Raw genomic sequence first — 25786 nt, forward strand, 5'->3', positions numbered from 1 at the left:
GCCCGGAGGCCGGGCACGTGGAGACCCCGGTACGGAGGGCGATCGGCGCATTGAGAGACCAAGAGCGTGTTCGCGTGCGACAATTGGGCCACATGCGCGAGGTCTGGCCGGGCGAGCCCTATCCACTCGGCGGCACCTGGGATGGCGTTGGCACCAGCTTTGCGGTGTTCTCCGAGGTCGCCGAGCGAGTCGAGCTGTGCCTTTTTCATGACGACGGCACCGAGGAGCGCGTCGACCTGCCCGAGGTCGACGGGTTCGTCTGGCACGGCTACCTGCCGGGCATCCAGCCGGGCCAGCGCTACGGCTACCGCGTCCACGGCCCGCACGACCCGTCGCAGGGCCACCGGTGCAACCCGGCCAAGCTGCTCCTCGATCCCTACGCCAAGGCCATCGACGGCGAGCTGACCTGGAACCAGGCGCTGTTCCCCTATTACTTCACCGATCCGACCCGGCGCAACACCGAGGACAGCGCCCCCTACATGCCGAAGAACGTGGTCATCAACCCGTTCTTCGAGTGGGGCAACGACCGGCCGCCGCGCATCCCGTACCACCAGACCGTGATCTACGAGGCCCACGTGCGCGGGCTCACCATGCGCCACCCCGACGTGCCGCCGGACCTGCGCGGCACGTACGCGGGCGTGGGGCATCCGGCGATCATCGACCACCTGCTGTCGCTGGGGGTGACGGCGGTCGAGCTGATGCCGGTCCACCACTACATCCCCGAGCACTTCCTGGTCGCCCGCGGGCTGACCAACTACTGGGGCTACAACACCATGGCCTACCTGGCTCCCCACGGCGGCTACTCCAGCGCGGGGACGCGGGGGCAGCAGGTGCTGGAGTTCAAGGCGATGGTGCGGGCGCTGCACGAGGCGGGCATCGAGGTCATCCTCGACGTCGTCTACAACCACACGGCCGAGGGCGACCACATGGGGCCCACGCTGGGGTTCCGGGGGATCGACAACGCCGCCTACTACCGGCTGCACGACGGCGACCGGCGCTACTACCTCGACTACACCGGGTGCGGAAACTCCCTCAACGTACGCTCGCCGCACGCGCTGCAGCTGATCATGGACTCGCTGCGTTACTGGGTCCTCGACATGCACGTGGACGGGTTCCGGTTCGACCTGGCCTCGGCGCTGGCCAGGGAGCTGCACGACGTCGACCGGCTGAGCGCGTTCTTCGACCTGATCCAGCAGGATCCGGTGATCTCGCAGGTCAAGCTGATCGCCGAGCCGTGGGACGTGGGGCCCGGCGGCTACCAGGTCGGGAATTTCCCGCCTTTGTGGACGGAGTGGAACGGCAAATATCGCGACATCGTGCGCGATTTCTGGAGAGGCACGCATTCCGCGCTCCCCGAGTTCGCCTCCCGCCTGACCGGCTCCGCCGACCTGTACGAGTCCTCCGGCCGCCGCCCGGTCGCCTCGATCAACTTCGTGACCTGCCACGACGGTTTCACCCTCAGCGACCTGGTCTCGTACGACCACAAGCACAACGAGGCCAACGGCGAGGACAACCGCGACGGCACCAACGACAACCGCTCCTGGAACTGCGGCGCCGAGGGCCCCGTGGAGGACCCCGGCATCGTCCAGCTCCGCCACCGCCAGCGCCGCAACTTCCTGGTCACCCTGTTCCTGTCGCAGGGGGTGCCCATGCTCTCCCACGGCGACGAGCTCGGCCGCACCCAGCGCGGCAACAACAACGCCTACTGCCAGGACAACGAGCTGGCCTGGGTCGACTGGTCGATGCTGCACACGGAGCCGGAGCTGCTGGAGTTCGTCAGGGCGCTGTCGAAGCTGCGCCGCGAGCACCCGGTCTTCCAGCGCCGCCGCTTCTTCCACGGCCGCCATCCCAAGGACGGCAAGCGCGACCTGGTCTGGCTCACCCCGGGCGGCACGGAGATGACGGCGAGCGACTGGCACATCGGCTACGCCAAGTCGCTCATGGTCTACCTCAACGGCGAGGCCATCACCGAGCCCGGGCCGCGCGGCGAGCGGATCGTGGACGACTCGTTCCTGCTGCTCATCAACGCCCACCACGAGAACATGTCGTTCACGCTGCCGGGCGAGGAGTGCGGCACCGGATGGGTGCCCGTGCTCGACACCAGCCACGAGACGATGGAGGACGCGTTCGTGGACGAGGGCTGGCAGGCCGGCGACCTGGTCGCCGTCACGGCCCGTTCCCTCCAGGTCCTGCGCCAGCCGCGCTCGCGGTGAGCAGCATCAGCGCGAACGTCGCCACCCCCGCCAGGCCGTGCAGCGTCACCGCCAGCACCGGGAACCGGCGCCCGCCTGTCGTGTGCCGCCCGGCCCCGAGCCAGCGCGTGGACATCGTGAACCCCAGCAGCGCGGCCACCGCCAGCCCTCCGAACGCGGCCCACGCCAGCGCCCTGCTCCCCGTGACCAGCCCGCCCACCCAGCACACCAGCGCCGACACGGCCAGCGTCGGGTGGGAGAACACCAGCGCGGCCGGGAAGCGGGTGACCTTGGCCCGGCGCAGCCCGTCCCCGGAGAGCCAGAAGTAGAGCAGGTACACTCCGGCCAGCGCGGCGATCGCCCATGCCACAGCGGTGATCAGACCCACAGGGCCTCCCTCCCCCGATCCCCTTCCGCCACGTAAGCACGTGAACGCCCGCGCGTCCTTGGATACACAAAAGTGCTATACGCCCCATATCCCGAAATGCCCGCTCGCATCTGCTAGCTTTACCTTTCCGGTCGGATGTTGATTCCGGCCGGAACGTGTTTGTATGACCATTTCTCAGGCAACCGTGCGGCCCGTATGCGCCGCCGACCACCCCACCGTCGAACGGCTCTGGCTCATGTTCCGCCACGACATGGCGGAGTTCCAGGGCGGGCTGCCCAACCCCGACGCCACCTATCACAGCGACCGGCTGCGCTCGGCGCTCGAGGACGACGACTGGGCGGCCTACCTGTTCACCAGCGACGACCGGCCCGTCGGGTTCTCGTTCGTGCGCGCGCTGTCCGGCCCGGCGCGCGTGCTGAACAGCTTCTTCGTGGTACGCGGCGCGCGCCGGTCCGGGATCGGGATGGAGGTCGTACGGGAGGTGATCTCCCGGCACCCCGGCCCCTGGAAGATCGCCTTCCAGGACTCGAACGCGGCGGCCGTCGCGTTCTGGCGGCGCGTCGCCATCGAGATCGCCGGTGAGGCGTGGACGGAGGAGCGCCTGGCCGTGCCGAACCGGCCCGACGTTCCCCCGGACGCGTGGATCTCCTTCACCACCGCCTGACCAGCCCAGGAACCGGGCGGGGCCCGCGACGAGCGGGCCCCGCCCCAGCGCGAGCTCCCGCGTGGGCCAACTGTCGGTGGGGTGTGCCAAGGTAGAGGAGTGCGGCGCATCTATCCCGACATACAGGACAACCCGGACATCGTGCAGGCGTACGCCTACCCCGAGGGGCGGCCGTGGCTGCGGCTCAACATGGTGGCCAGCGCCGACGGCGCGGCGTGGCTGAAGGGCCGCTCGGGCGGGCTGTCGAGCGCGGGTGACAAGCGGATCTTCCAGACCCTGCGCGGCCTGGCCGACGTCGTCCTCGCGGGCGCCGCGACCGTGCGCAAGGAGGGATACGGTCCCGTCCCCCCGCGTGACTGGTGGGGCGAGATCCGCGCGGGCAGGCCGGAGGTGCCGCCCATCGCGGTCATCACCCGCAGCCTGGACTTCGACCTCGACGACGAGCTGTTCACCGAGGCGCCCAGCCGGACGATCGTGATCACCTGCGAGGCCGCCCCGCAGGAGCGGCGCAAGGCGGCGGCCAGGCACGCCGACGTCATCGTGGCCGGGGGCGAGAGCGTCGACCTGGCGCCGGCCGTCACGGAGCTGCACGCGCGCGGGCTGACCAGGATCCTGTGCGAGGGCGGCCCCAGGATCAACGCCCAGCTCGCGGCCCACGACCTGGTCGACGAGATGTGCCTGTCCATCAGCCCGCTGCTGGTGGGGGGCGGCGCGGCGCGCATACTCAACGGCGAGCCCTCGGAGGTCTCGCTGCGCCTCAGCCAGGTGCTGGAGGAGGAGGGGGTCCTCTTCTGCAAATACGACAGGGAGCAGAGCCATGACCGAGCCGACTGAGCCCACGGAGCCGACCGGGCTCGCGGAGCCCGCCGAAGAGCAGCCGGTGCCCAACCTGCCGGTGCGCCCGCCGGTGCCGCCCATGCTGGCCAAGCCGGTCAAGGCCATGCCCAAGCAGAACGGCTCGCTGTTCTACGAGCCGAAGTGGGACGGTTTCCGGTGCATCGTGTTCCGTGACGGCGACGAGGTCTATCTGGGCAGCCGCAACGAGCGGCCGTTCACGCGCTACTTCCCGGAGCTGGTCGAGGCGGTCAGGGCGGAGCTGCCGGACAGGTGCGTGGTGGACGGCGAGATCGTGCTGCCGAGGGGGTCGCAGCTCGACTTCGACGCGCTGCAGCAGCGCATCCATCCGGCGGCCTCGCGGGTGAAGCTGCTGTCGGAGCAGACGCCGGCCCAGTTCGTCGCGTTCGACCTGCTGGCGCTGGGCGACGAGTCGCTGATGGAGACGCCGTTCTCGGAGCGCCGCGCGCGACTTGAGGGGATATTTTCGGAAAAGGGCGAGTCCATTCGGCTGACCCCGGTCACGATCGACGACGAGCAGGCGGCCGAGTGGTTCGAGATGTTCGAGGGCGCGGGGCTCGACGGCATCATCGTCAAGCCGGGCGACCAGCCGTACATCCCCGACAAGCGCACGATGTTCAAGGTCAAGCACGAGCGCACGGCCGACGTGGTGATCTGCGGCTACCGCGAGCACAAGTCGGGCCCGATCGTGGGATCGCTGCTGCTCGGCCTCTACGGTGACGACGGCCGGCTGCACCACGTGGGCGTGGCGGCCTCGTTCCCGATGGCGCGCAGGGCCGAGCTGGTCGAGGAGATCAAGCCGTACCTCGCGGAGCTGAGCGAGCACCCCTGGGGCCACTGGGCCCAGCAGGCGGCGGCCAACGTCGGCCAGCCCGCCGCCGGGCCCGCGACGGGCGGGCAGCGGGTGCCCGGCGCGGTGTCGCGGTGGAACGCCAAGAAGGACCTGTCGTTCATCCCGCTCAGGCCGGAGCTGGTGATCGAGGTGGCCTACGACCAGATGGAAGGCGACCGGTTCCGGCACACGGCGCAGTGGCGGCGCTGGCGGCCCGACCGCACGCCGGAGTCATGCACGTACGAGCAGCTCGAACGTCCCGTGAGTTACAACCTGGACGACATCCTTGCCCGGTAGCCATGCCACCCGTTATATCTCGACATATGAGTACAGGGGATGAGTTAAAGGCAGCTGTGTCCGCCCGCCGGGACCTCGGGCCGGAGTTCGAGGACGCCGTGGTCGAGTCCTTCCTCGACAAGATGGGGCAGGAGGTCGACCGGCGGGTGGACGAGCGCATCGCGCAGCGGGCGTCGAAGGCGCCGGCACGCGACCGGGCGCCCGACGGGCAGCGGCTCGCCCTGGCGATCGTCTCGCTCAGCCTCGGCACCATCTCCACCCTCCTGCTGGTCCTGCTGGGGGACGACAAGGCGGGCTACCTGGTGCCGATCTGGCTCGGGATCATCATCATCAACGCGATCTTCAACTCGGGGAGGTCGAACGACAAGAGCGGCTGACTCCGGCGGCCCGCGCCTGATCCCTCACTCCGGGGAGGCGTCGGTCTCCACCGACCAGCTCCGGCGTGCGTTCAGCGTGGCGGGCTCGAAGCCGGCCAGCTGCTTGTAGCGCAGGGCGATCTCCTCGCGCTCGGCCAGCGGCAGGACGTCCTCGACGTCGGCGAAACCTCGCGGGGCGCGCTGGTGGGCCAGCTTCAGGACGACCTCGGGCCCGTCCTTGCGGTTGGCCAGCACGACGTTGTTCGTGACGGGCCGGCGCTGCTCCTCGTAGAACTCCAGCCCCCGGCCGGTCGCCAGCGCGTAGGCCAGGACGCGGGCGTCGATGATGGCCTGGGTGCCGCCGTTGGAGCCGGTGGGGTACATCGGATGCGCGGCGTCGCCCATCAGCGTCACCTTCTTCGTCGACCAGGACGGTAACGGGTCCCGGTCCACCAGCGGATACTCGAACACCTTCTCCGCCGCCGCCATGAGCCCGGGGATGTCGAGCTCGTCGCAGTGCCAGTCCGCCACGTGCGGGAGGACCTTCTCCAGGCTCACCGGCCGGTTCCAGTCGCCCCGGTGCGTGGCCTCCGTGGCCCTGTGCTGGATGCCCCAGTTGATCAGCTGCCTGCCGTCGGGGTCCGGCGGCGCGATGGGATAGATGACGATCTTCTGTGCGCCGTCACCCGCCATGATCATGGACTTGCCGGTCATGAACGGCGTGCTGTACGAGGTGCCGCGCCACAGCACGTCGCCGCTCCATAACGGCTCGCCCTCCTCGGGGAACAGCGCCTGCCGGACGCCGGAGCGGATGCCGTCGGCGCCGATGAGCAGGTCCGCGTCGTGGTCGAGCTCGGTGACGGGCGACCCGGTCACCACCGCCTCCGCGCCGAGGCGCTCCTGGACCGCCCGCAGGAGCATGAACTGCAGCCGGCCCCGGTGTATCGAGTACTGGGGCCATTTGTAGCCGGCCGTCAGCCCGCGCGGTTCGGACCAGATGCGCTGGCCGTACCGGTTGACGAAGGTGAGGTCGGCGGTCTCAACGCCGATCTCCGCCAGGCGGTCGGCCAGGCCGAGTTCGATGAGCTCGCGTACGGCGTGGGGCAGGATGTTGATGCCCACGCCCAGCGGCCGGAGCTCGTCGACCGCCTCGTGGATGACCACATCGGTGACTCCCGCGGCGTGCAGGCTCAGGGCCGCGGTCAGCCCGGCGATGCCCGCCCCCGCGATGACGACGCGCATGGAGCGACATTAACCGAAGAAATGCGGAAAAAGGAGCCTATGTGAGCCAGATGAGCCCGGCGAAACGACCGCCCGGCTGCTCCCTGCGGTGCGAGTAGAGCTCCGCCGACTCGATCGTGCAGCGGGCGTCATGGCGTACGTCCTGGACCCCCGCGGCACGGAGCTGGGCCTCGATCCCGGCCCGCAGGTCGAGCGCGGGCGTCTCCCACGACGTCGTGGACCACGTCTCGGGGACGCGGGAGGCCACCCGCTCGCGCAGGTCGGCGGGCACCTCGTAGCAGCGGCCGCACGCGCCGGGCCCGACCAGCGCGACCATCCGGCCCGGCGCCGCGCCCTTGGCCGCCATGGCCGCCACCAGGGTGCTCGCGATGCCCGCCTCGGTGCCGGGGCGGCCGGAGTGCGCGGCGCCCACCATGCGGGCCACCGGGTCGGCCACCAGCACCGCCGGGCAGTCGGCCCCGAGCGAGGCCAGCGCCAGCCCCGGCTCGGTGGTGAACACGCCGTCGAGCGCGGGCGGATCGTCCCCGAAGGGCTCGCTCACGTACGCGACGTCGGCACTGTGGACCTGGCGCATGAACACGACGCCTCGCACGCCCAGCTCGGCGGCCACCCCCGCCCGGTTGGCCCGCACGGCCTCCGGGTCGTCGCCGACCATCCCGCCGAGGTTGCGCGACCCGAACGGCGGGACGCTGATCCCTCCGTGGCGATCGGTGACGGCGACACGCACTCCAGGGGCCAGCTCCATGGCTCGATCTTAGAGCGCGAGGCTCACCGGCCCTGCCAGGTGGCCCGCTCCTTGGCGAGGAAGGCGGGCACGGCGGCGTGGAAGTCGGTGCTGCCGAAGACCGTGGCCACGATGTCGTCGCCGTCCGGCAGGCCGGCCACGCGCAGCCGCCTGACCGCCTCCTTGGCCGCCCACATCGACAGCGGCGCGTGGGAGAGCAGCCGCTCCTCCACCTCCGCCTGCCGCGCGGGCAGGTCGTCGGGAGCGCACAGCTCGGCCACGAACCCGGCGGCGTGCGCCTCCTCGGCCGTGTACATGCGGGCCCGCAGCAGCATGTCCAGCGTGCGGGCGGGGCCGAGGTGGTGGACGAGCAGCGAGTACGTGTTCATCGACAGGCAGTTGCCCAGCGTCCTGGCGATGGGAGCCCCGAACCGGGCATCCGGCACGGCCAGCCGCAGGTCGCAGGCGGCGGCCACGACGAGGCCCCCGCCCACGCAGTAGCCCTGGACGACGGCCACGGTGGGCACCTTGACGCGTTCGAGCCGGTCGATGATCCGCTGGACCTTGCGCTCGTACGCGATCCCGTCGTCCCCATCGACAAAGGTGGAAAACTGCGAAATATCGGTGCCCGCCACGAAGGCCCGACCACCGGCCCCCGACAACACGAGCAGCTTGATGGCGGGATCCGCGTCGGCCCGCTCGCAGGCGTCGTAAAGGCCGTCCCACATCGCCCAGGTCAGCGCGTTGTGCTGCTCCGGCCGGTTGAACGTGACCCGCAGCACGGGCCCGTCGGCGACGACGACAAGCTCGGTCACACCGTCTCCTTGACTCTTCGTGGGATGAGCTTCAGCAGCGAGGGCCCGGCCGCCAGCAGGGCGGCCGACACGAGCACCGCCAGCGCGATCGGCCGGGTGAGGATGATCGTCAGATCGCCGTCCCCCATCGCGGACGTCTGCACGAGCGCCTTCTCGAACAGCGCCCCGATCACCAGCCCGAGCACGAGCGGCGCCATCGGCAGATCAAATTTTTTCATGAAATATCCGATCAGTCCGGAAGCGAACACGATCCACACGCTGAACATGTTGTTGTCGATCGAATAGGCCCCGACGAAGCTGGTGACCAGGATGAGCGGATACAAATACCCGTACGGGATCCGCAACATCTGCGCGAACAGCGGCGCCAGCGGCAGGTTCAGCACCAGCAGCAGCACGTTCCCGATGAAGAACGAGGCCAGCAGCCCCCACACCAGCTCCGGCTGCTCGTCGAAGAGCAGCGGCCCCGGCTGGATCCCGTACATCGTGAACGCCCCCAGCAGCACGGCCGTGGTCGCGCCGCCCGGGATGCCCAGCGCGAGGGTGGGCACGAAGTTGGCGTTCGCGGCGGCGTTGTTGGCGCTCTCCGGCGCCGCGACGCCCTCGATCGCACCCTGCCCGAACTCGTCCCGGTGCCGCGAGACCCGCTTCTCCACCCCGTACGCGAGGAAGGACGCCAGCGTGGACCCGGCGCCGGGCAGGCAGCCGAGCAGGTAGCCGATCACGCTCCCCCGGGCGATCGCCCCCTTGGAGCGGGACAGCTCCTCCCGGGTGATCACCAGGTCCCTGAAGCGGGCCCGGATGGGCTCGGCCGCACCCTGCCTGATCTGGTAGAGCACCTCCCCCACCGCGAACAGCCCGATCATCACCTGGACGAACGGCAGCCCGGACAGCAGGTCCACGTCCCCGAAGGTGTAGCGGGGCAGCCCGGTGGCCGCGTCCACGCCGACGGTCGCGAGCAGGACGCCGAGCACGGCCATGGCCAGGCCGCGCAGCCGCGCCCCGCCGGAGAAGCTCACGATGGTGGCCAGGCCGAGGATCATGACGGCGAGGTTCTCGGGCGGGCCGAAGTCGAGCGCCAGCTTGGCGAACGGCGGCGCCATCGCGACCAGCAGCACCAGCGAGACGATCGCGGCGGCGAACGACCCGATGGCCGCGATCGCCAGCGCCGCCCCGGCCCGTCCCTTGCGGGCCATCTGGTAGCCGTCGATCGCGGTCACCACGCTGGCCGCCTCGCCGGGCGTGGAGATCAGCACGGAGGTGATCGTGCCGCCGTACTGGGCGCCGTAGTAGATCCCGGCGAGCATGATGAGCGCGGTCAGCGGCTCGAACGACAGCGTCAGCGGCAGCAGCACGGCCACGCCGGTCGTCGAGCCCAGCCCCGGCAGCAGGCCGATGACGGTCCCGGCGAGCACGCCGACGAAGCACCACAGCAGGTTGGCGGGCGTGAGGGCCGCGCCGAAGCCCATGACCAGGTTGTCCAGCATCACCCGTCACCTCCGACGCCCAGCAGCCCGCCGGGCAGCGGGACGGCCAGGAACAGCACGAACACCGCGTAGATCACCACCGTGGCGGCCACGGCCACGCCCGCCGCCGGCACGACCCGCTGCTTCTCCACGAACGCCGACACGGCGAAGACCAGCAGCCCGAACGCCACCAGGAACCCGGTCAGCGGCACCAGCAGCAGCGCGACCAGCAGCATGGCGAACACGGTCCACAGAGTCCTGACGCGCCGCGGGTCGTCCGCCTCGGTGGCGGGCGCGGCACGGCGTACGGACTGCAGGAGGCAGGCGGCCGAGAGCACGGCCAGCGCCACGCCGCTCACCAGCGGCAGGAACCCGGGCCCCACCTGCCCGCCGTCCTTGGTGATGCCGTAGCCGAACGAGCCGGCGGCCATGGCCGTCGCCAGGCAGACCAGCACCGCCCAGACGACGGCCTCGCCGCGGAGCAGTTGCCTCATGACGACTTCTTCAGCACCGGCGCGAGCGCCGTGTCGAGCTGTTCGAGGTATTCGCCGAAGTCGGCGCCGTACAGCTCGGCCTGCTGCAGGTAGTTGTCCTTGAGCCACTTCTGGAACTCGGCGGTCTTGGCCACACCCCTGGCCGCCTGCTCCCAGTACGCCTTCTCCCGCGCGTCCAGCCCGCCCGGCCCGATGAAGCCTCTGAACTGCACGTACGAGACGTCGATGCCCTGTTCCTTGGCCGTACCCAGGGAGGCGAACTCGGGGTAGGTGTAGCGCTTGTCCGTGGTGACGCACAGGCCCCGGAGGTCGCCGGACCTGAACTGGCCGATCACCTCGCCCGGGTTGAGCAGGGCGACCTGGATCTGGCCGCCGAGCACGGCCGGCACCAGCTCGCCGCCCGACTCGAACGGCACCCGCTGGAACTTCACGCCGGTCTTCTGCTCGATCATCGTGAAGATCACGTTGTCCACGCCGTACGCACCCGACATGCCCACGCTCACCCGGCCGCTCCTGGCCGCGCCGACCACGTCGGCGCACGTCTTGAGCGGCGAGTCCTTCCTGACCACGACGATGCCGCCATCCTCGGCCAGCTTGGCGACCGGCGTGAAGTCCTGCCGGGTGAAGGACACCTGGCCGCTGAGCGGCAGCGACAGGATGGCGTTCTCGGTGGCGAGCAGGTACTTGCCGTCACCCTTCTTGCCGAGCAGGGCCGAGTAGCCGACCGCGCCCGAGCCGCCCTCGCGGTTCTCCACGGTGACCTTCAGCCCGGGCTGGGCCTTCTCCAGGGCGGCGGCGATGGCGCGGCCCGCCAGGTCGCTACCGCCGCCCGCCGAGAACGGCACGATCATGCGGACGTCGCCGCGCGGCTTCCACGCGCCGCCCCCGGCGTCGGCGTTCGTGCCGCAGGCGGCGACCCCGAGCAGGAGCACGGCGACCCACGCCCCCCTCATGACGCCTGCTCCGCGAGCTTGGCGGCGAACTTGTCCAGGTTGATGATGAAGCGTTCGTGAGTACCCTCGCCGACCTTCCCGTTGGCGTCCTCGGCGACCACGGCGAACACGACGCGCCGCCGGTCCACCTCGGTCACCGTGGCGGTCGCGGTCACCTCGCCCCCTTTGAGCGTGGGCGCCACGTGCGCGATCTCGACCTTGCTGCCGACGCTGCCCTCGCCGTCGGCCAGGTACGGGGCCAGCGCCTCGATGGCGGCGTCCTCGATCAGGTGGACCAGGTTGGGGGTCGAAAAGATGTCGTGGTCGCCGCGGCGGGTGCAGTGCCGCTCCGTCACGACCCAGGTGAGGCCGGCGCTCACACCCGGGGTCAGCTGGTCGCTCATGAACTCTCCAAGGGGGTGGGGGATTGGGCCGCCGCGCCTTCGGCGAGCAGCCGGTCGATCTCCTGCTCGGTCAGACCGCACTCGCGCAGCACCTCCACGGTGTCCGCGCCGAGCGACGGTCCGGCGGGGCCGCGTCTCGTCGGCGTGTCCGAGAAACGCATGGCCGAGCCGAGCTGGCGTACGGGGCCCATCTCGGGATGCTCGGCATCCCAGAAGAACCCGCGCTGGTTCAGGTGCTCGTCCTCGAACACCTGGGAGTAGTCGGAAATGGGGGCGCACGGCACGCCGTGCTCGTCGAGCGCGGCCACGACCTCGGCCGTGGTGCGCCGGGTGGTGGCCGCCTCGATGGCAGGGATCAGCTCGTGGCGCAGGCCGTGCCGATCGTGCGCGTCGGTGTAGCGCTCGTCGTCGAGCAGGGCGGTCAGGCCGAGCGCCACGCAGAAGCCGCGCCAGGTCTTGGGGGTGACGGCGCCGACCGTGCACCAGCCGTCGGAGGTGCGGACGGCCTGGTACGGCGCCGTGCTCTGGTGCGCGGACCCGAGCGGCCCGCCCACCTCGCCGGTGGCGAAATACTTGCCCGCCTCCCAGATGGCGAACGACACGGCCGACTCCAGCAGCGACACGTCCACGTGCTGGCCCTGGCCGGTCAGCGCGCGGGCGTGCAGTGCGGAGATCGCTCCGAGCGCGCCGTAGAGCCCGCACACCAGGTCCGCGATGGGCACGCCGACCTTGACCGGGTCGCCGCCCGGCATGCCGGTGACGCTCATCAGGCCGCCCCTGGCCTGGGCCATGATGTCCAGGCCGGGCAGGTCCGCGAGCGGGCCGTCCTGGCCCCAGCCGGAGGCGGAGACGTACACGAGGCCGGGGTTGAGCTCCTTCAGGTCGGCGAAGCCGAGCCCGAGCCGGCGCATGGCGCCGGGGCGGAGGTTCTCCACCAGGACGTCGGCGTCCTCGACGAGGCGGCGGAAGGCCGCCACGCCGAGCTCGGACTTCAGGTCCAGCGCGACCGACCGCTTGTTCCTGTTGAGCCGGGCGAACGGGGAGCTGTGCCCGGCCGCGAACGGGCCGACGGCGCGCACTCCGTCGCCTCCGTCGGGGTTCTCGACCTTGATGACGGTGGCGCCGAGGTCGGCGAGCTGCATGGCCGCGAAGGGGGCCGCCATGAACGCGCCGACCTCGACGACCCGGATGCCGGACAGTGGAGTGGTCATGTGTTACGAAAACCTCACTTCGGGCCGGATTGGTCTATTGTCTACAGAAGACAAGTGAGCTAGACAAGGGTTCTGCCGGAAGTTCTTCGGCACTATGGCGGCAGACGATGATCGCCTACGACAAGAGAGACCACGATGCGCATCGAGGCACCCCCCAGCATGGTTCAGCTCGCCACCGAGGCGCTGATGCGCATGCTGCTCAGCGGCAAGCTGCAGCCGGGCGACCGGGTCGTGGAGAACCAGCTCACCCAGGAGCTGGGCGTCAGCAGGCCGCCGCTGCGCGAGGCCATGCGCGTGCTGGAGCAGCAGGGGCTGATCACCCAGCAGCCGCGGCGGGGCGCGTTCGTCACGCAGCTCACGCTGCACGACATCTACGAGATCGTCACGCTGCGGCGGGAGCTGGAGCGGATGGCCGTGGACCTCGGCGTCCCGGTACGCGAGCCCGCCCGGCTCCGGCGCTGCCACGCCGCGCTCGACCGGCACGAGGCCGCCGCGCGATCCGGCGACTGGCTGGGGGTGCTGGAGCAGGCCGTCGAGTTCCACAGCTCGGTCATCGGGCTGTCCGGGCACCGGCGGCTGGAGGAGGCCTACCGGTCGATCCAGCTCCAGATGCTGCTCTGCATGGGCATGAACCGGCAGGTCAGGGCGTCCGGCGAGTCGCTCGTCGACGACTGGGAGCGGCATCGGCGGCTGCTGGAGGTGATCGAGGCCGGCTCGCCCGAGGCCGTGCACCGGGAGCTGGCCGGGCACGGTGACATGGCGTTCCTCGACGGCATCGAGGACCGGGTCGGCGGACACTCCCCCGAGTCGCTGGCCTGGCTGAAGCGGGTCAGGGAAGGAAACACATGATCGAGGCTCTCCAGGAGGCGGTGGGCTGGACGGGGCCGCCGCGCGAGGACGTCGTCGAGCGGCGGCACCTGGCTTTCTACCTGCGCGCCGTCGGGGCGTCGGGCGACGAGGTGCCGCCCACGTTCACGGCGTGCTTCCTCGACGAGCCGCCGTCGCTGCCGGCCGCCTCGTCGTACGGGTCCGGCTGGCTGAACGGCGGCGACCGGTTCGAGTACCACGCGCCGCTGCGCGTGGGCGACGTGATCGTGTCGCGGCCCCGGTTCACCGGGGTCGTCGAGAAGAACGGGTCGGCGGGGCCGATGGCGCTGCTGACGTTCGAGACGGAGTTCCGCCGGCCGGACGGCGAGCTGGTGGTCAGGCACATCGGCACCAGGATCAGGAAATGACCGACATTCCCCCACTGACGGAGACGACCACGCTGCGGAGGCTCGTCGAGTACGCCGGAGCGTCGGGCGACTTCTACGAGATGCACTACGACCTCGGCTTCGCCCGCTCGCTCGGCCACCCCGAGCTGGCCGTGCACGGGCTGCTCAAGGCCGCCTACCTGGGCAGGCTCGTCACCGGCTGGCTCGGCGGACGGGGGCGGCTGGCCGTGCTGGAGGTCAGCTACCGCGGCATGGACTTCCGCGACCGCGCCCACACGTGCCGGGGCCGGGTGGTGTCGACCGACGGCAACCGGGCGGAGCTGGAGCTGTGGGGCGAGGACGACACGGGCCGCCGCACCACGCTCGGACGCGCGGAAGTGGTCTACGACGAGGAGGTCAACGGCTGAGGCGGTGGACGGCGAGCGGGCCGCCGCCCCAGCGGCCGATCGCCTCGTCGTCGGCGAAGGCCAGCACGCGCATCATGTTGCCGCCGTCGCTGAGGTCCACGCTGCGGCGCAGCCTCCGCCGCAGCGGGCGGGGCAGGGCGGTCGTGCCGGCCTCGACCGTGTCGCCGTAGTGCGGGGCGAAGGAGACGCCCGCGAAGCCGGTACGGCTCAGCAGCCTGCGCACGGTCCACGGGGAGTAGAACATCAGGTGGTTCCTGGTGAAGCCGCTCCACGCCGGCCCGTACGCCTTGAGCAGGAGCGACTGGGCGTTCACGGTCAGGATGAGCAGCACGCCGCCGGGCGCCAGCAGGCGGCGGAAGCTTCGGAAGTCGTCCAGCGGCCTGGGCAGGTGCGCGAGCACCGACCAGAGCGTGATCACGTCGAACCCGCCCGCGGCGATCTCCGGGACGTCCTCGGGGGCGCCCAGATACGCGCGTGCCCTGCTCAGCCGCTCGTTGGCCTGGACGACGGACTCCGGCGACAGGTCCACGCCCCAGGCGTCGAACCCGCGCCGCTCGGCCAGCTCCAGGAACAGCCCGGTCCCAGACCCGAAGTCGAGCAGTCGGCGCTCCTTGCCCTCGTCGAACACCGGCGAGAACGCGTCCATGGTCAGCTCGTACCGGCGCTGCCGTTTTGCGGCGTACGAGCCGGTCAGGAAGGTGTTGTAGCCGGTGGCGTACAGGTCGCCGAGGCGTTCGGGCAGGATGTTGGGGTTGCGGTAGAGGAAGCCGCACGAGGGGCAGCGGACGACGTGATAGTGCCAGCCGTTGCCGGAGGGCTCGAACATCGGCTGCTGGCGCGACTCCCCGCACATCATGCAGGCCAGGAACTCCTCGTTCGCCTTCAGCGGCCTGAGCCTGCGGTAGTCCGTCAGCTCCATGACCGGGGCCCGCGTGGTCAGCAGCTGCCACTGCGCCTCGCGCACCAGGCGTTCCCCCGGACGGACGTACACGCGCTGCGCCCAGGGAATGCGGTCGTATCGGGAGCCATACACCAACCGGCTCAACAGTCGATATGCCATGCGAAGCGTCTTCCCCGACGCCAAGGACCGCTATGCGTGAAGATCCGGGCACTTTACGTGATCTTAGGGCTTCATGGCGAATGATGACAAGCAAGCATATGCTTGGTCCGTGTCTGACTATCGCAATCTCGTCGGCGGCGAGCTGGTCCCCGCAAGCGACGGCAGAACCCTCGACTCGGTCAACCCGGCGACCGGGGAGGTGTGGGCGCGGATCCCGGCGAGCGGGGCGCCCGACGCCGAGGCGGCCGTGGCGGCGGCCCGGCGCGCCTTCCCCGCCTGGTCGGCGCTGCCCGCCCTGGCCAGAGCGGGTTACCTGCGCAAGGTGTCGGAGGTGTTCGCCCGCAACGCCGAGGAGCTGGCCAGGCTGGAGACGCGCGACAACGGCCGCATCCTGCGCGACACGCTGAAGAAGGACCTGCCCGGGATGGCGTACCTGTGGCAGCTGGCCGCCGGGCAGTGCCTGGACGCGGCCAAGGGCGACACGGTCATCCTCGGCCCGGACACGCTCGGGCTGACGCGGCGGGAGCCGTACGGGGTGGCGGTCTGCATCATCCCGTGGAACTCACCTATCTCCACGTTCTCGGCCAAGGCGGCGTACGCGCTGGCGGCCGGCAACACGGTGATCGTCAAGCCGGCCGAGCAGGCGAGCGCGTCGGTGCTGCGGCTGGGCGAGCTGCTGGCGGAGGTGTTCCCGCCCGGGGTGCTGAACATCGTCAGCGGCCTGGGCGAGGAGGTGGGGGACGCGCTCGTACGGCACCGCGACGTCGCCAAGATCAGCCTCACCGGCTCGACGGCCACCGGCCAGGCCATCACCCGGGCGTCGGCGGACGCGCTGAAGCCGCTGACGTTCGAGCTCGGGGGCAAGTCCCCGAACATCGTCTTCCCCGACGCCGACCTGGACGCGGCCGCCCAGGGCGTCACCGTGAACTCCGTCTACACCGGCAACGCCGGGCAGGTCTGCGTGGCGGGCTCCCGCATCCTCATCCACCACTCGATCTGGGACGAGCTGCTGGAGCGCATCGCGCGCATCTGCGCCGAGCTGGTCCTGGACGACCCGCTCGACCTGCGGACGACCATGGGCCCGATCGTCTCCTCGGCCCAGTACGAGCACGTGAGGTCGTACCTGGAGCTGGCCGAGAAGGAGGGGGCGAGCCTGCTCTTCGGCGGACGGACGGGGGCGGAGGTCGTGCCCGGCCTGCCGGGCGGCTACTGGGTCTCCCCCACCCTCTACACGACCACGGACAACTCGCTCCGGCTCTGCCAGGAGGAGATCTTCGGCCCGGTGGCGGTGGCCATGCCGTTCTCCTCCGACGAGGAGGCCCTGGAGATCGCGAACGACTCCCGCTACGGCCTGGCGGCCGGCGTCTGGACGCGTGACCTGGGGCGGGCGCACCGTTTCGTGCGCGATCTGCAGAGCGGGACGGTGTGGGTGAACACGTTCCGGCAGATGCCGCCCGGCCTCCCGTTCGGGGGCGTCAAGGACAGCGGGTACGGGCACGATTCGGTCCTCGAGTACACCCGCGAAAAGGCGGCCATAATCCAGATTTAGTCGGATAGATTTACGCCTCATGAGCGAGGGGATCAAGGACGAATCCGAGCTGCCGGACGCAGCCGCGCAGTCCCGTGCGTCCGTACTACGCAGTCGCGCCGAATCGTACATCGCCCTGTCGAGGTATGACGCCGCGATCGCGGATCTGACGGAATCGATCGCGTTAGTACCGGACAACGCCCGCGCCTGGCGGCTGCGCGGCGAGAGCCATCGCGTCATCGAACGCTACGAGACCGCCCTGGAGGACTTCGACGAGGCGCTCAAGCTGGAGCCGGACAGCGCGTACGCGCTGGGCTCCCGGGGCCAGACGTACGCCGCGATGGGCCGCCTGGACGAGGCCATGACCGACTTCGAGCACGCCCTCACCCTCTCCCCCGACTCCCTGTGGATCCTGGAGGCGAAGGCCGACGTCCTGGTGGACCTGGACCGCCTGGACGAGGCCCTGGAGGAACACGCCAAGATCATCGCTCTGAACGCGGACCTGCCCTACTCCTGGGCCGCCCGGGGCGACCTGTACCAGCGCATGCACCTCTACGCCGAGGCCATCGATGACTACACGAAGGCGCTGGAGGCGAACCCGGAGTACGTGCGCGCGCTGAGCCGGCGGGGTGAGGCGTACCGCATGATCGACCGGTACGAGGAGGCGCTGGCGGACCTGAGCCGCGCGGTGGAGCTCGACCCCGAGAACGACCGGGCCTATGGCAGCCGGGGGGCGGTGCTGAGCGAGCTGGGCGACAACGAGGCGGCGCTGAGCGATCTGAACCGGGCGATCGAGCTGGATCCCGAGTACATCTGGGCGTTCCGCGTACGCGGGGAGATCCTGCAGGAGGCGGACCGCCACGAGGAGGCGATCTCCGACTTCACCCGGGCCCTGCACCTGGAGTTCGGGGACTGACCTCGCGGGCGGGAGTGGCGGCCAGGTGCGAGACCTGGCCGCGCCCCCGTCTATGCGTTGCGGGTCTCCAGCAACCGGTCGAGCCTGCGGCCGAGGTCGACCATGTCGTGCCGCAGGGAGTCGAATACCCCGAGGATCTCCGCGCGGGCGGAGATGAATTGATCGTTGGTCTGCCGTCGAAGACCTGTCAGTTCGTCGCCCAGGGCCGCGAAGTCCTGGGAGATCTCCAGCTGAACATCCGCGATCTCGGCCCGCATCTCGGCGACGGCGATGTCCGCCGAGGTGATCTTCGAGCCTTTCGCGCGTGTACGTCTCCCCGTTCGCAGGTGGGCATGGCTGTAGTCGTCAGAATCTGCGTCACCGGAACGCACGATCGCTTCGAACGCGTCGATGCGGAGCTTCAAAGCGCGGATCTCCGCCTCAATGTCCACGTACTCCTGCCTTTGCATGTACTCGGAAGGGATTCCGTGCCCCGATGACGCGAATCTCCGCTTCCCCTGAGACATCGTCGCAGGTAGCGCGAGATTGCGAGGCTCGGCGAGAACGCGCTGGGTGTGGTTTTCTCTGTCTCGGGAGTGCCAGAGATCTCTGCGGGGATGACGTATGTAAGCCGCGCGGTCGCAGGAAATGACCAACCATCCGATGACTCTCCAAGGAGGATAAATGCGGATGGATATGTGCATGATGGTCGGCATGATTGACAAGATCGCGTGGATCCACCTGGCGGACGGCAAGATCCTCAGTACCCGGTCACGGGGCAAGACCGTCTACTACCTCCCCGGCGGCAAGCGCGAACCCGGCGAGAGCGACCTCGACACCCTCGTCCGCGAGATCGACGAGGAGCTGTCGGTCGCCATCGTCCCCTCCACCGCCGTCCACCTGGGCACGTACCAGGCTCAGGCGGACAGCCACGCCGACGGCGTGATCGTGAAGATGACCTGCTACACCGCCGACCACGAGGGGACGCCGACGCCCAGCAGTGAGATCGAGGAGGTGGTCTGGCTCACCTACGCCGACCGCGACCGCGTGGCGCCCGTGGACCAGATCATCTTCGACGACCTCCACCAGGACGGCCGCCTGCGCTGACCCGATGTCCGTCCGGGGCACATCGGGCCGTCCGGGGGTCACCCCGGACGGCCGTCGGGTCGCCTACCCCGCCCAGGCGGGCAGGGGGAGGCGGGGCGCGGACAGGGGGCGCATGGCGACGCGGAGCAGGGCCAGCGCGTTGTCGTCGCCCGCGATGCGGTTGGCGCTGAGCTCGTCGCAGGACTGGCAGTGGTGGATGATCAGCCACTCCCCGTCCGGCCGGACGGTGATGCTCAGCGCCGCCATCCTGCCCCGGCAGGCCGCGCGGCGATCCCCCGGGATCCGGTGGTCGACGTGCAGGCTCGTCAGGCAGTGCGGGCAGTGGTTACGGTGGGCGGTGCCCGGCGCGATCATCGGGACGTCCAGCCTGCAGGAGACACAGCGGAACGCGTCCGGGTGATGCGCTTTCTTGCGTTGCCGGGCCCTGTCCCGGACCGGATTCCTCCTGGGCATGTCACAGACCGCCGAACGCCTCGAGCGGGAACGGCGGCTGCGCCAGCGGCCGTACGGCCATGCGCATGAGGATGAGCTGGTTGTCGTCCCCGCAGATGGGGTTGGACGTCAGCTCACCGCACCGGGTGCAGCGATGGATGAGCATCCAGTCGCCGGTGCGCAGGACCGCGATCGAGATCGGGATCATCCGCGCCCCGCACTCCGAGGGGCCGCCTTCCGCACGGTCGAGCACGTGCTGCGAGTGCAGGCAACTCGGACAGTGGTTGCGGCGGGTCCCGTCCGGCGCGGTCACGGCCACGGTCAGGCCGCAGCGCACGCACGGGAAGGTGTCGGTGTTCACGATGGAACGAGGTTTGCCGTTGGTGGACAACCTGGGTACTCCTTGCCGGAATGACTTTGTCGAAAGGCAGCAAGAGAGCGCCGAGCGAGCCTCGCGGTGTATGCGGGCATGCTGGTACGGCAGGCGGTCCGGCCGGTCAGAGGTGGTGTTTCAGAGGCAGGATCCGCCCACGGCACGACGAGGCGCGCAAGGCGCGGTGCCAGGCATTAATCCACCCCTCCCCAGATCATGAGTTCCATCGTCAGGACATCAGGGAGATTAGCGGGGCGAGTCCGGCGGCCGCCAATGGTTTTCCTGGCCGTCTGGTTTTCCTGGTCGTCTGGTTTCCTGGCCATCGACCGAATGATCTTCTAGGTTCGGACGTATGGGCATCGGGACCACCGAGGAACACCAGGCGCTGGCCGACTCCGTACGGGGGCTCGCCACGCGCACGACCGAGCACGCGGCTCTGGCGGGGCAGGGGATTCTGGGGCTGCATCTGCCCGAGGAGTGCGGCGGGCAGGGGTATGGGCTGCTGGAGCTGTGCGTCGCGCTGGAGGCGCTGGGTGAGCGGCGGGTCCCGGGCGCGTACCTGCCGACCGTCCTGACCTCGGCCGCGCTCACCTGGCCCGGACCGGCCCACCCGACCGCGCTCCCTCAGCCGGGAACGGGCCGCCCGGCCGGAGGCGCTGCGGTCGCCGGGCCGGGGGGCCAGTCGTCCGCAGTCGGAGCGTCGCTGATCGCGGGGCTCGCCGACGGGTCCATGACCGCAGCCGTCGCGTTCCCCGCCGAGGATGGCGCTCCGGGACGCGTCCTGGCGCTGGGCTCTCCGGAGGCCGACCTCTTCCTCGTGCCGGTGGACGCCCGGGGATGGGCGGTGCTCGACCGTGCCGACGTCGTCGCCGAACCCGCCGACGGCGTCGACCTCGACCGGCCGCTCTGCTCCGTCATAGCGCGCACCGTGCCCGCCGACCGGGTCCTCGGCGAGGTGCCGGTACGGGAGCTCGCCGCCGTACTGCTCGGGGCGGACGTGTGCGGCGTGGCGGCGTGGGCCGTGCGGACGGCGGCCGAGTACGCCAAGGTACGCGAGCAGTTCGGGCGGCCGATCGGGCAGTTCCAAGGGGTCAAGCATCGGGTGGCTGCCGCGCTCGTGACCCTCGAACAGGCACGCGCCGCCGTATGGGACGCCGCCAGAGCCCTGGACGCCACACCCGGGGGCGGGCTCGGGGGCGAGGTCAGGCTGGCGGTGGGGGTGGCCGGGGTGCTGGGGACCGAGGCGGCCGTGCGGTGCGCGGCGGACGCGATCCAGGTGCTCGGCGGCATCGGCTACACCTTCGAGCACGACGCCCACCGCTACTACCGCCGGGCCCTGTCCGACCGCATGCTGGCCGGCGACCCGGGACCGTGGGCCGAGGAGGTGGCCGGGCTGGCGGTGGCCGGGGTGCGGCGGGCGATGGAGCCGGACCTGCCCGAGGAGGCGGCCGCCGTCAGGGACGCCATCAGGGCGGAGGCCGAGTCGCTGCGGGCCGAGGAGCCGCTGGCGCGACTGGGCAGGTTCGCGAGGGAGGGGTGGATCATGCCGTACCTGCCCAGGCCCTGGGGCAGGGACGCCTCGCCGCTGGAGCAGGTGATCATCCACCAGGAGTTCCGCGACCTCAAGCGGCCGAACCTGGGCATCGCGGCCTGGGCCGTCCCCTCCATCGTCCGGTACGGCACGCGGGAGCAGCAGGAGCGGTTCCTGCCGAGGACGTTCACCGGGGAGATCGTGTGGTGCCAGCTGTTCAGCGAGCCCGGCGCCGGGTCGGACCTGGCCGGGCTGGCGACGAAGGCCACGAGGGTGGAGGGCGGCTGGTCGCTGACGGGTCAGAAGATCTGGACGTCCCTCGCGCAGTTCGCCCATTGGGGCATCTGCCTCGCCAGGACTTCTCCCGAAAAAGCGAAACATAACGGGATCACGTACTTCCTGGTGGACATGGCGTCCCCGGGAGTCACCGTCAGGCCGCTCAAGGAGATCAACGGGGACGAGGTGTTCAACGAGGTCTTCCTCGACGACGTCTTCGTACCGGACGACCTGGTCGTCGGTGCGGTGGACGAGGGCTGGCGGGTGGCCCGCGACACGCTCTCCCACGAACGCGTCGCGCTCGGCGACTCCTGGGGCCCCGGCTCGCAGCACACCGACATGGCCGAGCTGATCGCGACGCTGCCCCCGCTCCGGCAGTCGCAACGCGAGCAGGCCGGTCGGCTGTGGGCCGAGGGCCAGGCCATCTCGGCGCTCGGCCTGCGCGTGACGCTCTCCAAGCTGTCCGGCGTGGACGCCGCGACCGCGTCCAGCGTGCGGAAGTTGCTCGGTATGCGGCACGCTCAGGCAATCTCGGAGTTCTGCTGGTCGCTGGCCCCGGCGAGCCGCCGCTGGAACCGCATGATCCTCGCGACGCGGGCGTTCACGATCGGCGGCGGCACCACGGAGGTGCAGCTCAACATCATCGCCGAACGCGCCCTCGGCCTGCCGCGCGACCCGTGATCAGCTCTTGGGGTAGTACGGCGCCGCCAGGTGCGCGTACACGATCGTGTTGTCCCGATAGCTGTGCGCCTGCCGGTCGAACGTCCCGCCGCAGGTCACCAGCCGCAGCCCGGGATAGGCGAGCCTGCCGTACACCTTCTTGACGGGGAAGCTGCGCTTCGGCGTGTGCTCGACCTTGTCGACGACGAACACGGCCACCGATCGGTCGGCACGCAGCACCTGCACCTGGTCGCCGCGCTTGACGTTCTTGAGGTTGGCGAAGACGGCGGGGCCGGATCTGGTGTCCAGGTGGCCGGTGATCACGGCGGCGCCGCGCTGGCCGGGCACAGGGCCGTAGCGGTACCAGCCGGCCAGGTCCGGAGGGTCGAACGGCGGGTTCTCGATGGCTCCCGCCGCGTCCAGACCCAGCTCCATGAGCGAGGCGGCCACGCCGATGGACGGGATGTAGACGGCGGTCGGCTTGGCGGCCCGCATGGGCGCGGCCACCTTGCCGAGCGGCAGGCCGGTGACCGGGGCAGCACCCTCGACGGGTCCGCGCCGCGTGGCGGCGACGGGCTCCGGCTCGGGCTCCCCACCCACGATGCCGCTCAGCCCGAGCCCGACCAGCAACGCCCCGGCCAACGACACCGCACCGGCCACGACCAGCATCCCCCGCTGCCCGGACCTCCGGCCACCGCCCAGGTCCCGGCGCGCGGATGGGTCCCGGCTCGGGGTTTCCGCTGTGGCCAAGCTAGGCGACACCTCTGCGGCGTCGTACCGCGGCTCCGGCCAGCCCCGCGCCCGTCAGCAGCGCCACCCCGCCCAGCGCGAACGGCCACATCGGGTCGTCCGGGGCGAGCCCGCCGCCACCGGTCTCCGGGTGCCCCCTCGGCACTCGGTGCTCGTTCTCGGCCGCGGGCCGCCACGGCTGGGCGGACTCCTCCGGCCCCGGCCAGGATTCGCCGGGACCGGGCTCGGCGGAGGGCGGCGGGCTCGGCTCCTCAGGCTCGGGTTCGGGCTGCTCGTCGCAGAGCAGCGGCAGCGGAAGCAGGCAGGTCGGCAGATCGACCGGTAGGTCAACCGGCAGGTCGGGACCGGTGCGGGCGGAGGCATGGGACGGGCCCGCCGCCAGGGTCACTCCTCCGACCACGAAGACGGCCACCAGCGCCGCGAGATGTCGCGCTTTTGCCATGAGAGAAGGCTCCAGAATCGGTTGTCGCCCCCGATACACAAGAGAGCCTTGCGAATTATTAGATAACGAGTCAAGTAATGTGATCGAAGTGAAACCAGCCAGACACGGAGGGTTTAAGCACGTCCCCATGTGGCAGGACATAACCGCATAAAGGGGGACAAATGCCATGAGCAATCCACAGCAGCCCGAGATTCGCAGATCAGGCAAATCGCCCACCGAGTTCAAGTCCACCCACCTCGTCTCCGACAAGCAGCGCGGCGCCAGGCGCGCCGACAACCCGCACTCCACGGACAAGGGCAACAAAGGGGGCGGCAAGGGCGGAGGCGTGCCTCCCGACCAGCGCTCACCGTACCCGGGGTGAGCCGAGGTGAAAGGCAGCCTGCAGTTCATCGGCAACGCGACCACGCTGATCCGCTACAACGGCCTCACGCTGCTGACCGATCCCAACTTCCTGCACCGGGGCCAGCGGGCGTACCTGGGCTACGGCCTGTCCTCATGCCGCCTCACCGACCCGGCCCTGGAGATCGAGGACCTGCCGCCGCTCGACGGGGTGGTGCTGTCGCACCTGCACGGTGACCACTGGGACCGGGTCGCCCGCAGGAAACTGGACAAGGGCACGGTGATCGTCACGACGACCGCGGCGGCCCGCAGACTCCGGCTCCAGGGCTTCCGCCGCAGCGTGGGGCTGGAGGAATGGCACACGCACGAGCTACGCGGCCCGCACGGCACGGTCAGGATCACCGCGCTGCCCGCCAAGCACGCGCCGGGCCCGGCCGAGGCGCTGCTGCCGCCCGTGATCGGCACGATGCTGGAGTTCCGCAACCTGGACGAACGGCTGGAGCTGACCGTGCACGTCAGCGGCGACACGCTGCTCGACCGCCGCCTGGACGCGATCCCGCGCCGCTTCCCCGACATCGACCTGGCCATCGTGCACCTGGGCGGCACCCGGCTGCTCGGCCTCCTGCTCGTCACGATGGACGGCGAGCAGGGCGCGTCGTGGTGCGACCTGATCAACCCGCACGCGGTCGTACCGGTGCATTACGACGACTACGCCGCCTTCAGCTCACCGCTGGAGGACTTCCGCCACCACATCGAGCAGAACGGCCTGGCCGACCGGGTGGTCTACATGCGGCGAGGCGAGATCCGCGAACTCGCCCCGCACCACCTCGTCCGCTAGTCGGCGTTCCGGGCCCGGCTCGGCTGCACGCGCATGGGCTCGCCCGGCATCTTCGGGTAGTTGGGCGGGTACGGCATGTCGCCCCGGTCGTCCTTGGCGTAGAGCTCCAGCAGCGGCTCGATCGAGTACGCCACGTCGTCGATGGCCGCGTGCACGTCGCCCACCTCGGCGAACCGGGCCGGCACCGTACGGATGTCGAAGTCACGCGGGTCGGCGTCGACCAGCTCGTCCCAGGTCAGCGGGGCCGAGACGGGGGCGTGCGGCTGGGCCCTGACGGAGTAGGCGCTGGCGATCGTACGGTCCCGGGCGTTCTGGTTGAAGTCGATGAACACCCGCTCCCCGCGCTCCTCCTTCCACCACGCCGTGGTCACCAGCTCCGGGTCCCGGTCCTCGACGGCCCTGGCCAGGGCGATGCCGGCGTGACGTACCTGGATGAAGTCCCAGTGCGGCTCGATGCGTACGGCGATGTGCACGCCGCGGTTGCCCGACGTCTTCACGAACCCGGTCATCCCCAGCTCCCCCAGCACCTCCCTGGTGAGCAGCGCGGCCTTGCGGGCGGCGTCGAAGTCCAGGCCCGGCTGCGGGTCCAGGTCGACGCGCAGCTCGTCGGGATGCTCGACGTCGGAGGCCCGCACCTGCCAGGGGTGGAAGTCGATGGTGCCGAGGTTCGCGCCCCAGGCGATGGCAGCCACCTCGGTGACCCGCAGCGACTGCGCCGTACGGCCGCTCGGGAACCGCACCGTCACCGACTGGAGCCAGTCGGGGTGCTTGGGCGGCATCCGCTTCTGATAGATCGCCTCGGTCTGTACGCCGTCGGGGTGGCGCTTGAGGTTGGTGGGCCGGTCCTTGAGCGCGCGCAGGGCGCCCTCGCCGACGCTCACGTAGTACTCGACCAGCTCCCGCTTGGTGGCGCCGATCTCCGGGAAGTAGACCTTGTCGGGGTTGGTGACCTTGACGGTCCGCTCCCCCACCTGCAGCTCGATGTACGGCGATGCCATGCACCGAACATACTCTCCACTCGTGGAGGAGCGCTCGCGTGCCATGGCCGAGGTGGGCCCGTCCCGG

At 70.4% G+C, this 25786-nt stretch carries 30 protein-coding genes; 14 read left to right on the top strand and 16 right to left on the bottom strand.

The features are described from left to right. Positions 1–92: 92 nt before the first annotated feature. On the top strand, positions 93–2213 hold the full coding sequence (gene glgX / locus AB0J87_RS15775; protein ID WP_363966602.1) for a glycogen debranching protein GlgX: 2121 nt from the start codon (positions 93–95) through the stop codon (positions 2211–2213). Here the strand turns inward: glgX and AB0J87_RS15780 are convergent. Then, the gene (locus tag AB0J87_RS15780) at positions 2167–2580 is read right to left on the bottom strand and encodes a hypothetical protein (RefSeq protein WP_363965776.1); all 414 of its coding nucleotides are present in this window, start codon (positions 2578–2580) and stop codon (positions 2167–2169) included. The two genes, glgX and AB0J87_RS15780, sit on opposite strands and share 47 nt — an antisense overlap. A 163-nt stretch (positions 2581–2743) precedes the next feature. On the opposite strand from AB0J87_RS15780, the gene AB0J87_RS15785 reads away from it, so the two are divergent. From AB0J87_RS15785 to AB0J87_RS15800, 4 genes are all read left to right on the top strand, one after another. After that, the gene (locus AB0J87_RS15785) at positions 2744–3244 is read left to right on the top strand and encodes a GNAT family N-acetyltransferase (protein WP_363965778.1); all 501 of its coding nucleotides are present in this window, start codon (positions 2744–2746) and stop codon (positions 3242–3244) included. 99 nt (positions 3245–3343) lie between these two features. Beyond that, positions 3344–4078: a pyrimidine reductase family protein gene (locus AB0J87_RS15790; protein WP_363965780.1), complete on the top strand. Its 735-nt coding sequence runs from the start codon at positions 3344–3346 to the stop codon at positions 4076–4078. Then, the gene (locus AB0J87_RS15795) at positions 4062–5228 is read left to right on the top strand and encodes an ATP-dependent DNA ligase (protein WP_363965782.1); all 1167 of its coding nucleotides are present in this window, start codon (positions 4062–4064) and stop codon (positions 5226–5228) included. Before AB0J87_RS15790 ends, AB0J87_RS15795 begins: the two co-directional genes overlap by 17 nt. 56 nt (positions 5229–5284) lie before the next feature. Then, positions 5285–5605: a hypothetical protein gene (locus AB0J87_RS15800; RefSeq protein WP_363965784.1), complete on the top strand. Its 321-nt coding sequence runs from the start codon at positions 5285–5287 to the stop codon at positions 5603–5605. A 24-nt stretch (positions 5606–5629) separates the two neighbouring features. Here the strand turns inward: AB0J87_RS15800 and AB0J87_RS15805 are convergent, their stop codons facing one another. The 8 genes from AB0J87_RS15805 to AB0J87_RS15840 are packed head-to-tail and all read right to left on the bottom strand — an operon-like array spanning position 5630 to position 12869. Further along, positions 5630–6826 carry a flavin-dependent oxidoreductase gene (locus AB0J87_RS15805; RefSeq protein WP_363965786.1) on the bottom strand — a complete coding sequence of 399 codons (1197 nt, stop codon included), beginning with the start codon at positions 6824–6826 and terminating at the stop codon, positions 5630–5632. 37 nt (positions 6827–6863) lie between these two features. Continuing rightward, the gene (gene pgeF / locus AB0J87_RS15810; RefSeq protein ID WP_363965788.1) at positions 6864–7571 is read right to left on the bottom strand and encodes a peptidoglycan editing factor PgeF; all 708 of its coding nucleotides are present in this window, start codon (positions 7569–7571) and stop codon (positions 6864–6866) included. 23 nt (positions 7572–7594) lie between these two features. Beyond that, positions 7595–8365: an enoyl-CoA hydratase/isomerase family protein gene (locus AB0J87_RS15815; protein ID WP_363965790.1), complete on the bottom strand. Its 771-nt coding sequence runs from the start codon at positions 8363–8365 to the stop codon at positions 7595–7597. After that, positions 8362–9849 carry a tripartite tricarboxylate transporter permease gene (locus AB0J87_RS15820; RefSeq protein ID WP_363965792.1) on the bottom strand — a complete coding sequence of 496 codons (1488 nt, stop codon included), beginning with the start codon at positions 9847–9849 and terminating at the stop codon, positions 8362–8364. The genes AB0J87_RS15815 and AB0J87_RS15820 overlap by 4 nt, the downstream gene beginning before the upstream one ends. Then, the gene (locus AB0J87_RS15825; RefSeq protein WP_363965794.1) at positions 9849–10322 is read right to left on the bottom strand and encodes a tripartite tricarboxylate transporter TctB family protein; all 474 of its coding nucleotides are present in this window, start codon (positions 10320–10322) and stop codon (positions 9849–9851) included. The genes AB0J87_RS15820 and AB0J87_RS15825 overlap by 1 nt, the downstream gene beginning before the upstream one ends. Beyond that, positions 10319–11275, bottom strand: coding sequence for a tripartite tricarboxylate transporter substrate binding protein (locus AB0J87_RS15830; RefSeq protein ID WP_363965796.1), 957 nt, complete (start codon positions 11273–11275; stop codon positions 10319–10321). Before AB0J87_RS15830 ends, AB0J87_RS15825 begins: the two co-directional genes overlap by 4 nt. Beyond that, positions 11272–11658, bottom strand: a complete 387-nt coding sequence (locus AB0J87_RS15835; RefSeq protein WP_350722707.1) for a thioesterase family protein — start codon at positions 11656–11658, stop codon at positions 11272–11274. Before AB0J87_RS15835 ends, AB0J87_RS15830 begins: the two co-directional genes overlap by 4 nt. Further along, positions 11655–12869: a CaiB/BaiF CoA-transferase family protein gene (locus tag AB0J87_RS15840; RefSeq protein WP_363965798.1), complete on the bottom strand. Its 1215-nt coding sequence runs from the start codon at positions 12867–12869 to the stop codon at positions 11655–11657. The genes AB0J87_RS15835 and AB0J87_RS15840 overlap by 4 nt, the downstream gene beginning before the upstream one ends. A gap of 135 nt (positions 12870–13004) precedes the next feature. Between AB0J87_RS15840 and AB0J87_RS15845 the strand changes: the two genes are divergently transcribed. Genes AB0J87_RS15845 through AB0J87_RS15855 form a run of 3 tightly spaced genes read left to right on the top strand, consistent with a single transcriptional unit; the run spans position 13005 to position 14490 of the window. Continuing rightward, positions 13005–13718, top strand: a complete 714-nt coding sequence (locus AB0J87_RS15845; RefSeq protein ID WP_363965800.1) for a GntR family transcriptional regulator — start codon at positions 13005–13007, stop codon at positions 13716–13718. After that, entirely contained in the window at positions 13715–14104 is a 390-nt protein-coding gene (locus tag AB0J87_RS15850) for a MaoC family dehydratase N-terminal domain-containing protein (protein WP_363965802.1), read from the top strand. Before AB0J87_RS15845 ends, AB0J87_RS15850 begins: the two co-directional genes overlap by 4 nt. Continuing rightward, positions 14101–14490: a MaoC/PaaZ C-terminal domain-containing protein gene (locus tag AB0J87_RS15855; RefSeq protein ID WP_363965804.1), complete on the top strand. Its 390-nt coding sequence runs from the start codon at positions 14101–14103 to the stop codon at positions 14488–14490. Before AB0J87_RS15850 ends, AB0J87_RS15855 begins: the two co-directional genes overlap by 4 nt. Here AB0J87_RS15855 and AB0J87_RS15860 read toward each other — a convergent pair. Then, positions 14480–15523 carry a class I SAM-dependent methyltransferase gene (locus tag AB0J87_RS15860; RefSeq protein ID WP_363965806.1) on the bottom strand — a complete coding sequence of 348 codons (1044 nt, stop codon included), beginning with the start codon at positions 15521–15523 and terminating at the stop codon, positions 14480–14482. The genes AB0J87_RS15855 and AB0J87_RS15860 overlap by 11 nt on opposite strands. A 136-nt stretch (positions 15524–15659) precedes the next feature. On the opposite strand from AB0J87_RS15860, the gene AB0J87_RS15865 reads away from it, so the two are divergent. Next, positions 15660–17099: an aldehyde dehydrogenase family protein gene (locus AB0J87_RS15865; RefSeq protein ID WP_363965808.1), complete on the top strand. Its 1440-nt coding sequence runs from the start codon at positions 15660–15662 to the stop codon at positions 17097–17099. A gap of 19 nt (positions 17100–17118) precedes the next feature. Continuing rightward, a complete protein-coding gene (locus AB0J87_RS15870; protein ID WP_363965810.1) occupies positions 17119–17994 on the top strand; it encodes a tetratricopeptide repeat protein in 876 nt (291 codons plus the stop codon). Between the two features lie 50 nt (positions 17995–18044). Here the strand turns inward: AB0J87_RS15870 and AB0J87_RS15875 are convergent, their stop codons facing one another. Further along, positions 18045–18425: a hypothetical protein gene (locus AB0J87_RS15875; protein ID WP_350722722.1), complete on the bottom strand. Its 381-nt coding sequence runs from the start codon at positions 18423–18425 to the stop codon at positions 18045–18047. Positions 18426–18687: 262 nt separating this feature from the next. On the opposite strand from AB0J87_RS15875, the gene AB0J87_RS15880 reads away from it, so the two are divergent. Next, entirely contained in the window at positions 18688–19080 is a 393-nt protein-coding gene (locus AB0J87_RS15880; RefSeq protein ID WP_350722724.1) for an NUDIX domain-containing protein, read from the top strand. A gap of 63 nt (positions 19081–19143) precedes the next feature. On the opposite strand, the gene AB0J87_RS15885 is transcribed toward AB0J87_RS15880, so the two are convergent. Further along, on the bottom strand, positions 19144–19533 hold the full coding sequence (locus tag AB0J87_RS15885; protein ID WP_363965813.1) for an RNHCP domain-containing protein: 390 nt from the start codon (positions 19531–19533) through the stop codon (positions 19144–19146). 1 nt (position 19534) lies between these two features. Beyond that, positions 19535–19903 carry an RNHCP domain-containing protein gene (locus AB0J87_RS15890; RefSeq protein ID WP_350722726.1) on the bottom strand — a complete coding sequence of 123 codons (369 nt, stop codon included), beginning with the start codon at positions 19901–19903 and terminating at the stop codon, positions 19535–19537. A 334-nt stretch (positions 19904–20237) separates the two neighbouring features. Between AB0J87_RS15890 and AB0J87_RS15895 the strand changes: the two genes are divergently transcribed. Continuing rightward, positions 20238–22373: an acyl-CoA dehydrogenase gene (locus tag AB0J87_RS15895; protein WP_363965815.1), complete on the top strand. Its 2136-nt coding sequence runs from the start codon at positions 20238–20240 to the stop codon at positions 22371–22373. Here the strand turns inward: AB0J87_RS15895 and AB0J87_RS15900 are convergent, their stop codons facing one another. Then, positions 22374–23102: a class F sortase gene (locus AB0J87_RS15900; protein WP_363965817.1), complete on the bottom strand. Its 729-nt coding sequence runs from the start codon at positions 23100–23102 to the stop codon at positions 22374–22376. It abuts the gene before it with no gap. Position 23103: 1 nt separating this feature from the next. Continuing rightward, positions 23104–23544 carry a hypothetical protein gene (locus AB0J87_RS15905; RefSeq protein WP_363965819.1) on the bottom strand — a complete coding sequence of 147 codons (441 nt, stop codon included), beginning with the start codon at positions 23542–23544 and terminating at the stop codon, positions 23104–23106. Positions 23545–23710: 166 nt separating this feature from the next. Between AB0J87_RS15905 and AB0J87_RS15910 the strand changes: the two genes are divergently transcribed. Together AB0J87_RS15910 and AB0J87_RS15915 are read left to right on the top strand one after the other, a co-directional pair. After that, positions 23711–23905, top strand: a complete 195-nt coding sequence (locus tag AB0J87_RS15910) for a hypothetical protein (RefSeq protein ID WP_363965821.1) — start codon at positions 23711–23713, stop codon at positions 23903–23905. A 6-nt stretch (positions 23906–23911) separates the two neighbouring features. Continuing rightward, on the top strand, positions 23912–24721 hold the full coding sequence (locus AB0J87_RS15915; protein ID WP_363965823.1) for an MBL fold metallo-hydrolase: 810 nt from the start codon (positions 23912–23914) through the stop codon (positions 24719–24721). Here the strand turns inward: AB0J87_RS15915 and ligD are convergent. Continuing rightward, entirely contained in the window at positions 24718–25719 is a 1002-nt protein-coding gene (gene ligD / locus AB0J87_RS15920; RefSeq protein ID WP_363965825.1) for a non-homologous end-joining DNA ligase, read from the bottom strand. The two genes, AB0J87_RS15915 and ligD, sit on opposite strands and share 4 nt — an antisense overlap. Positions 25720–25786: the final 67 nt, after the last annotated feature.

It is taken from the genome of Nonomuraea sp. NPDC049625, from assembly GCF_040675285.1.
GTDB lineage: Bacteria > Actinomycetota > Actinomycetes > Streptosporangiales > Streptosporangiaceae > Nonomuraea > Nonomuraea angiospora_A.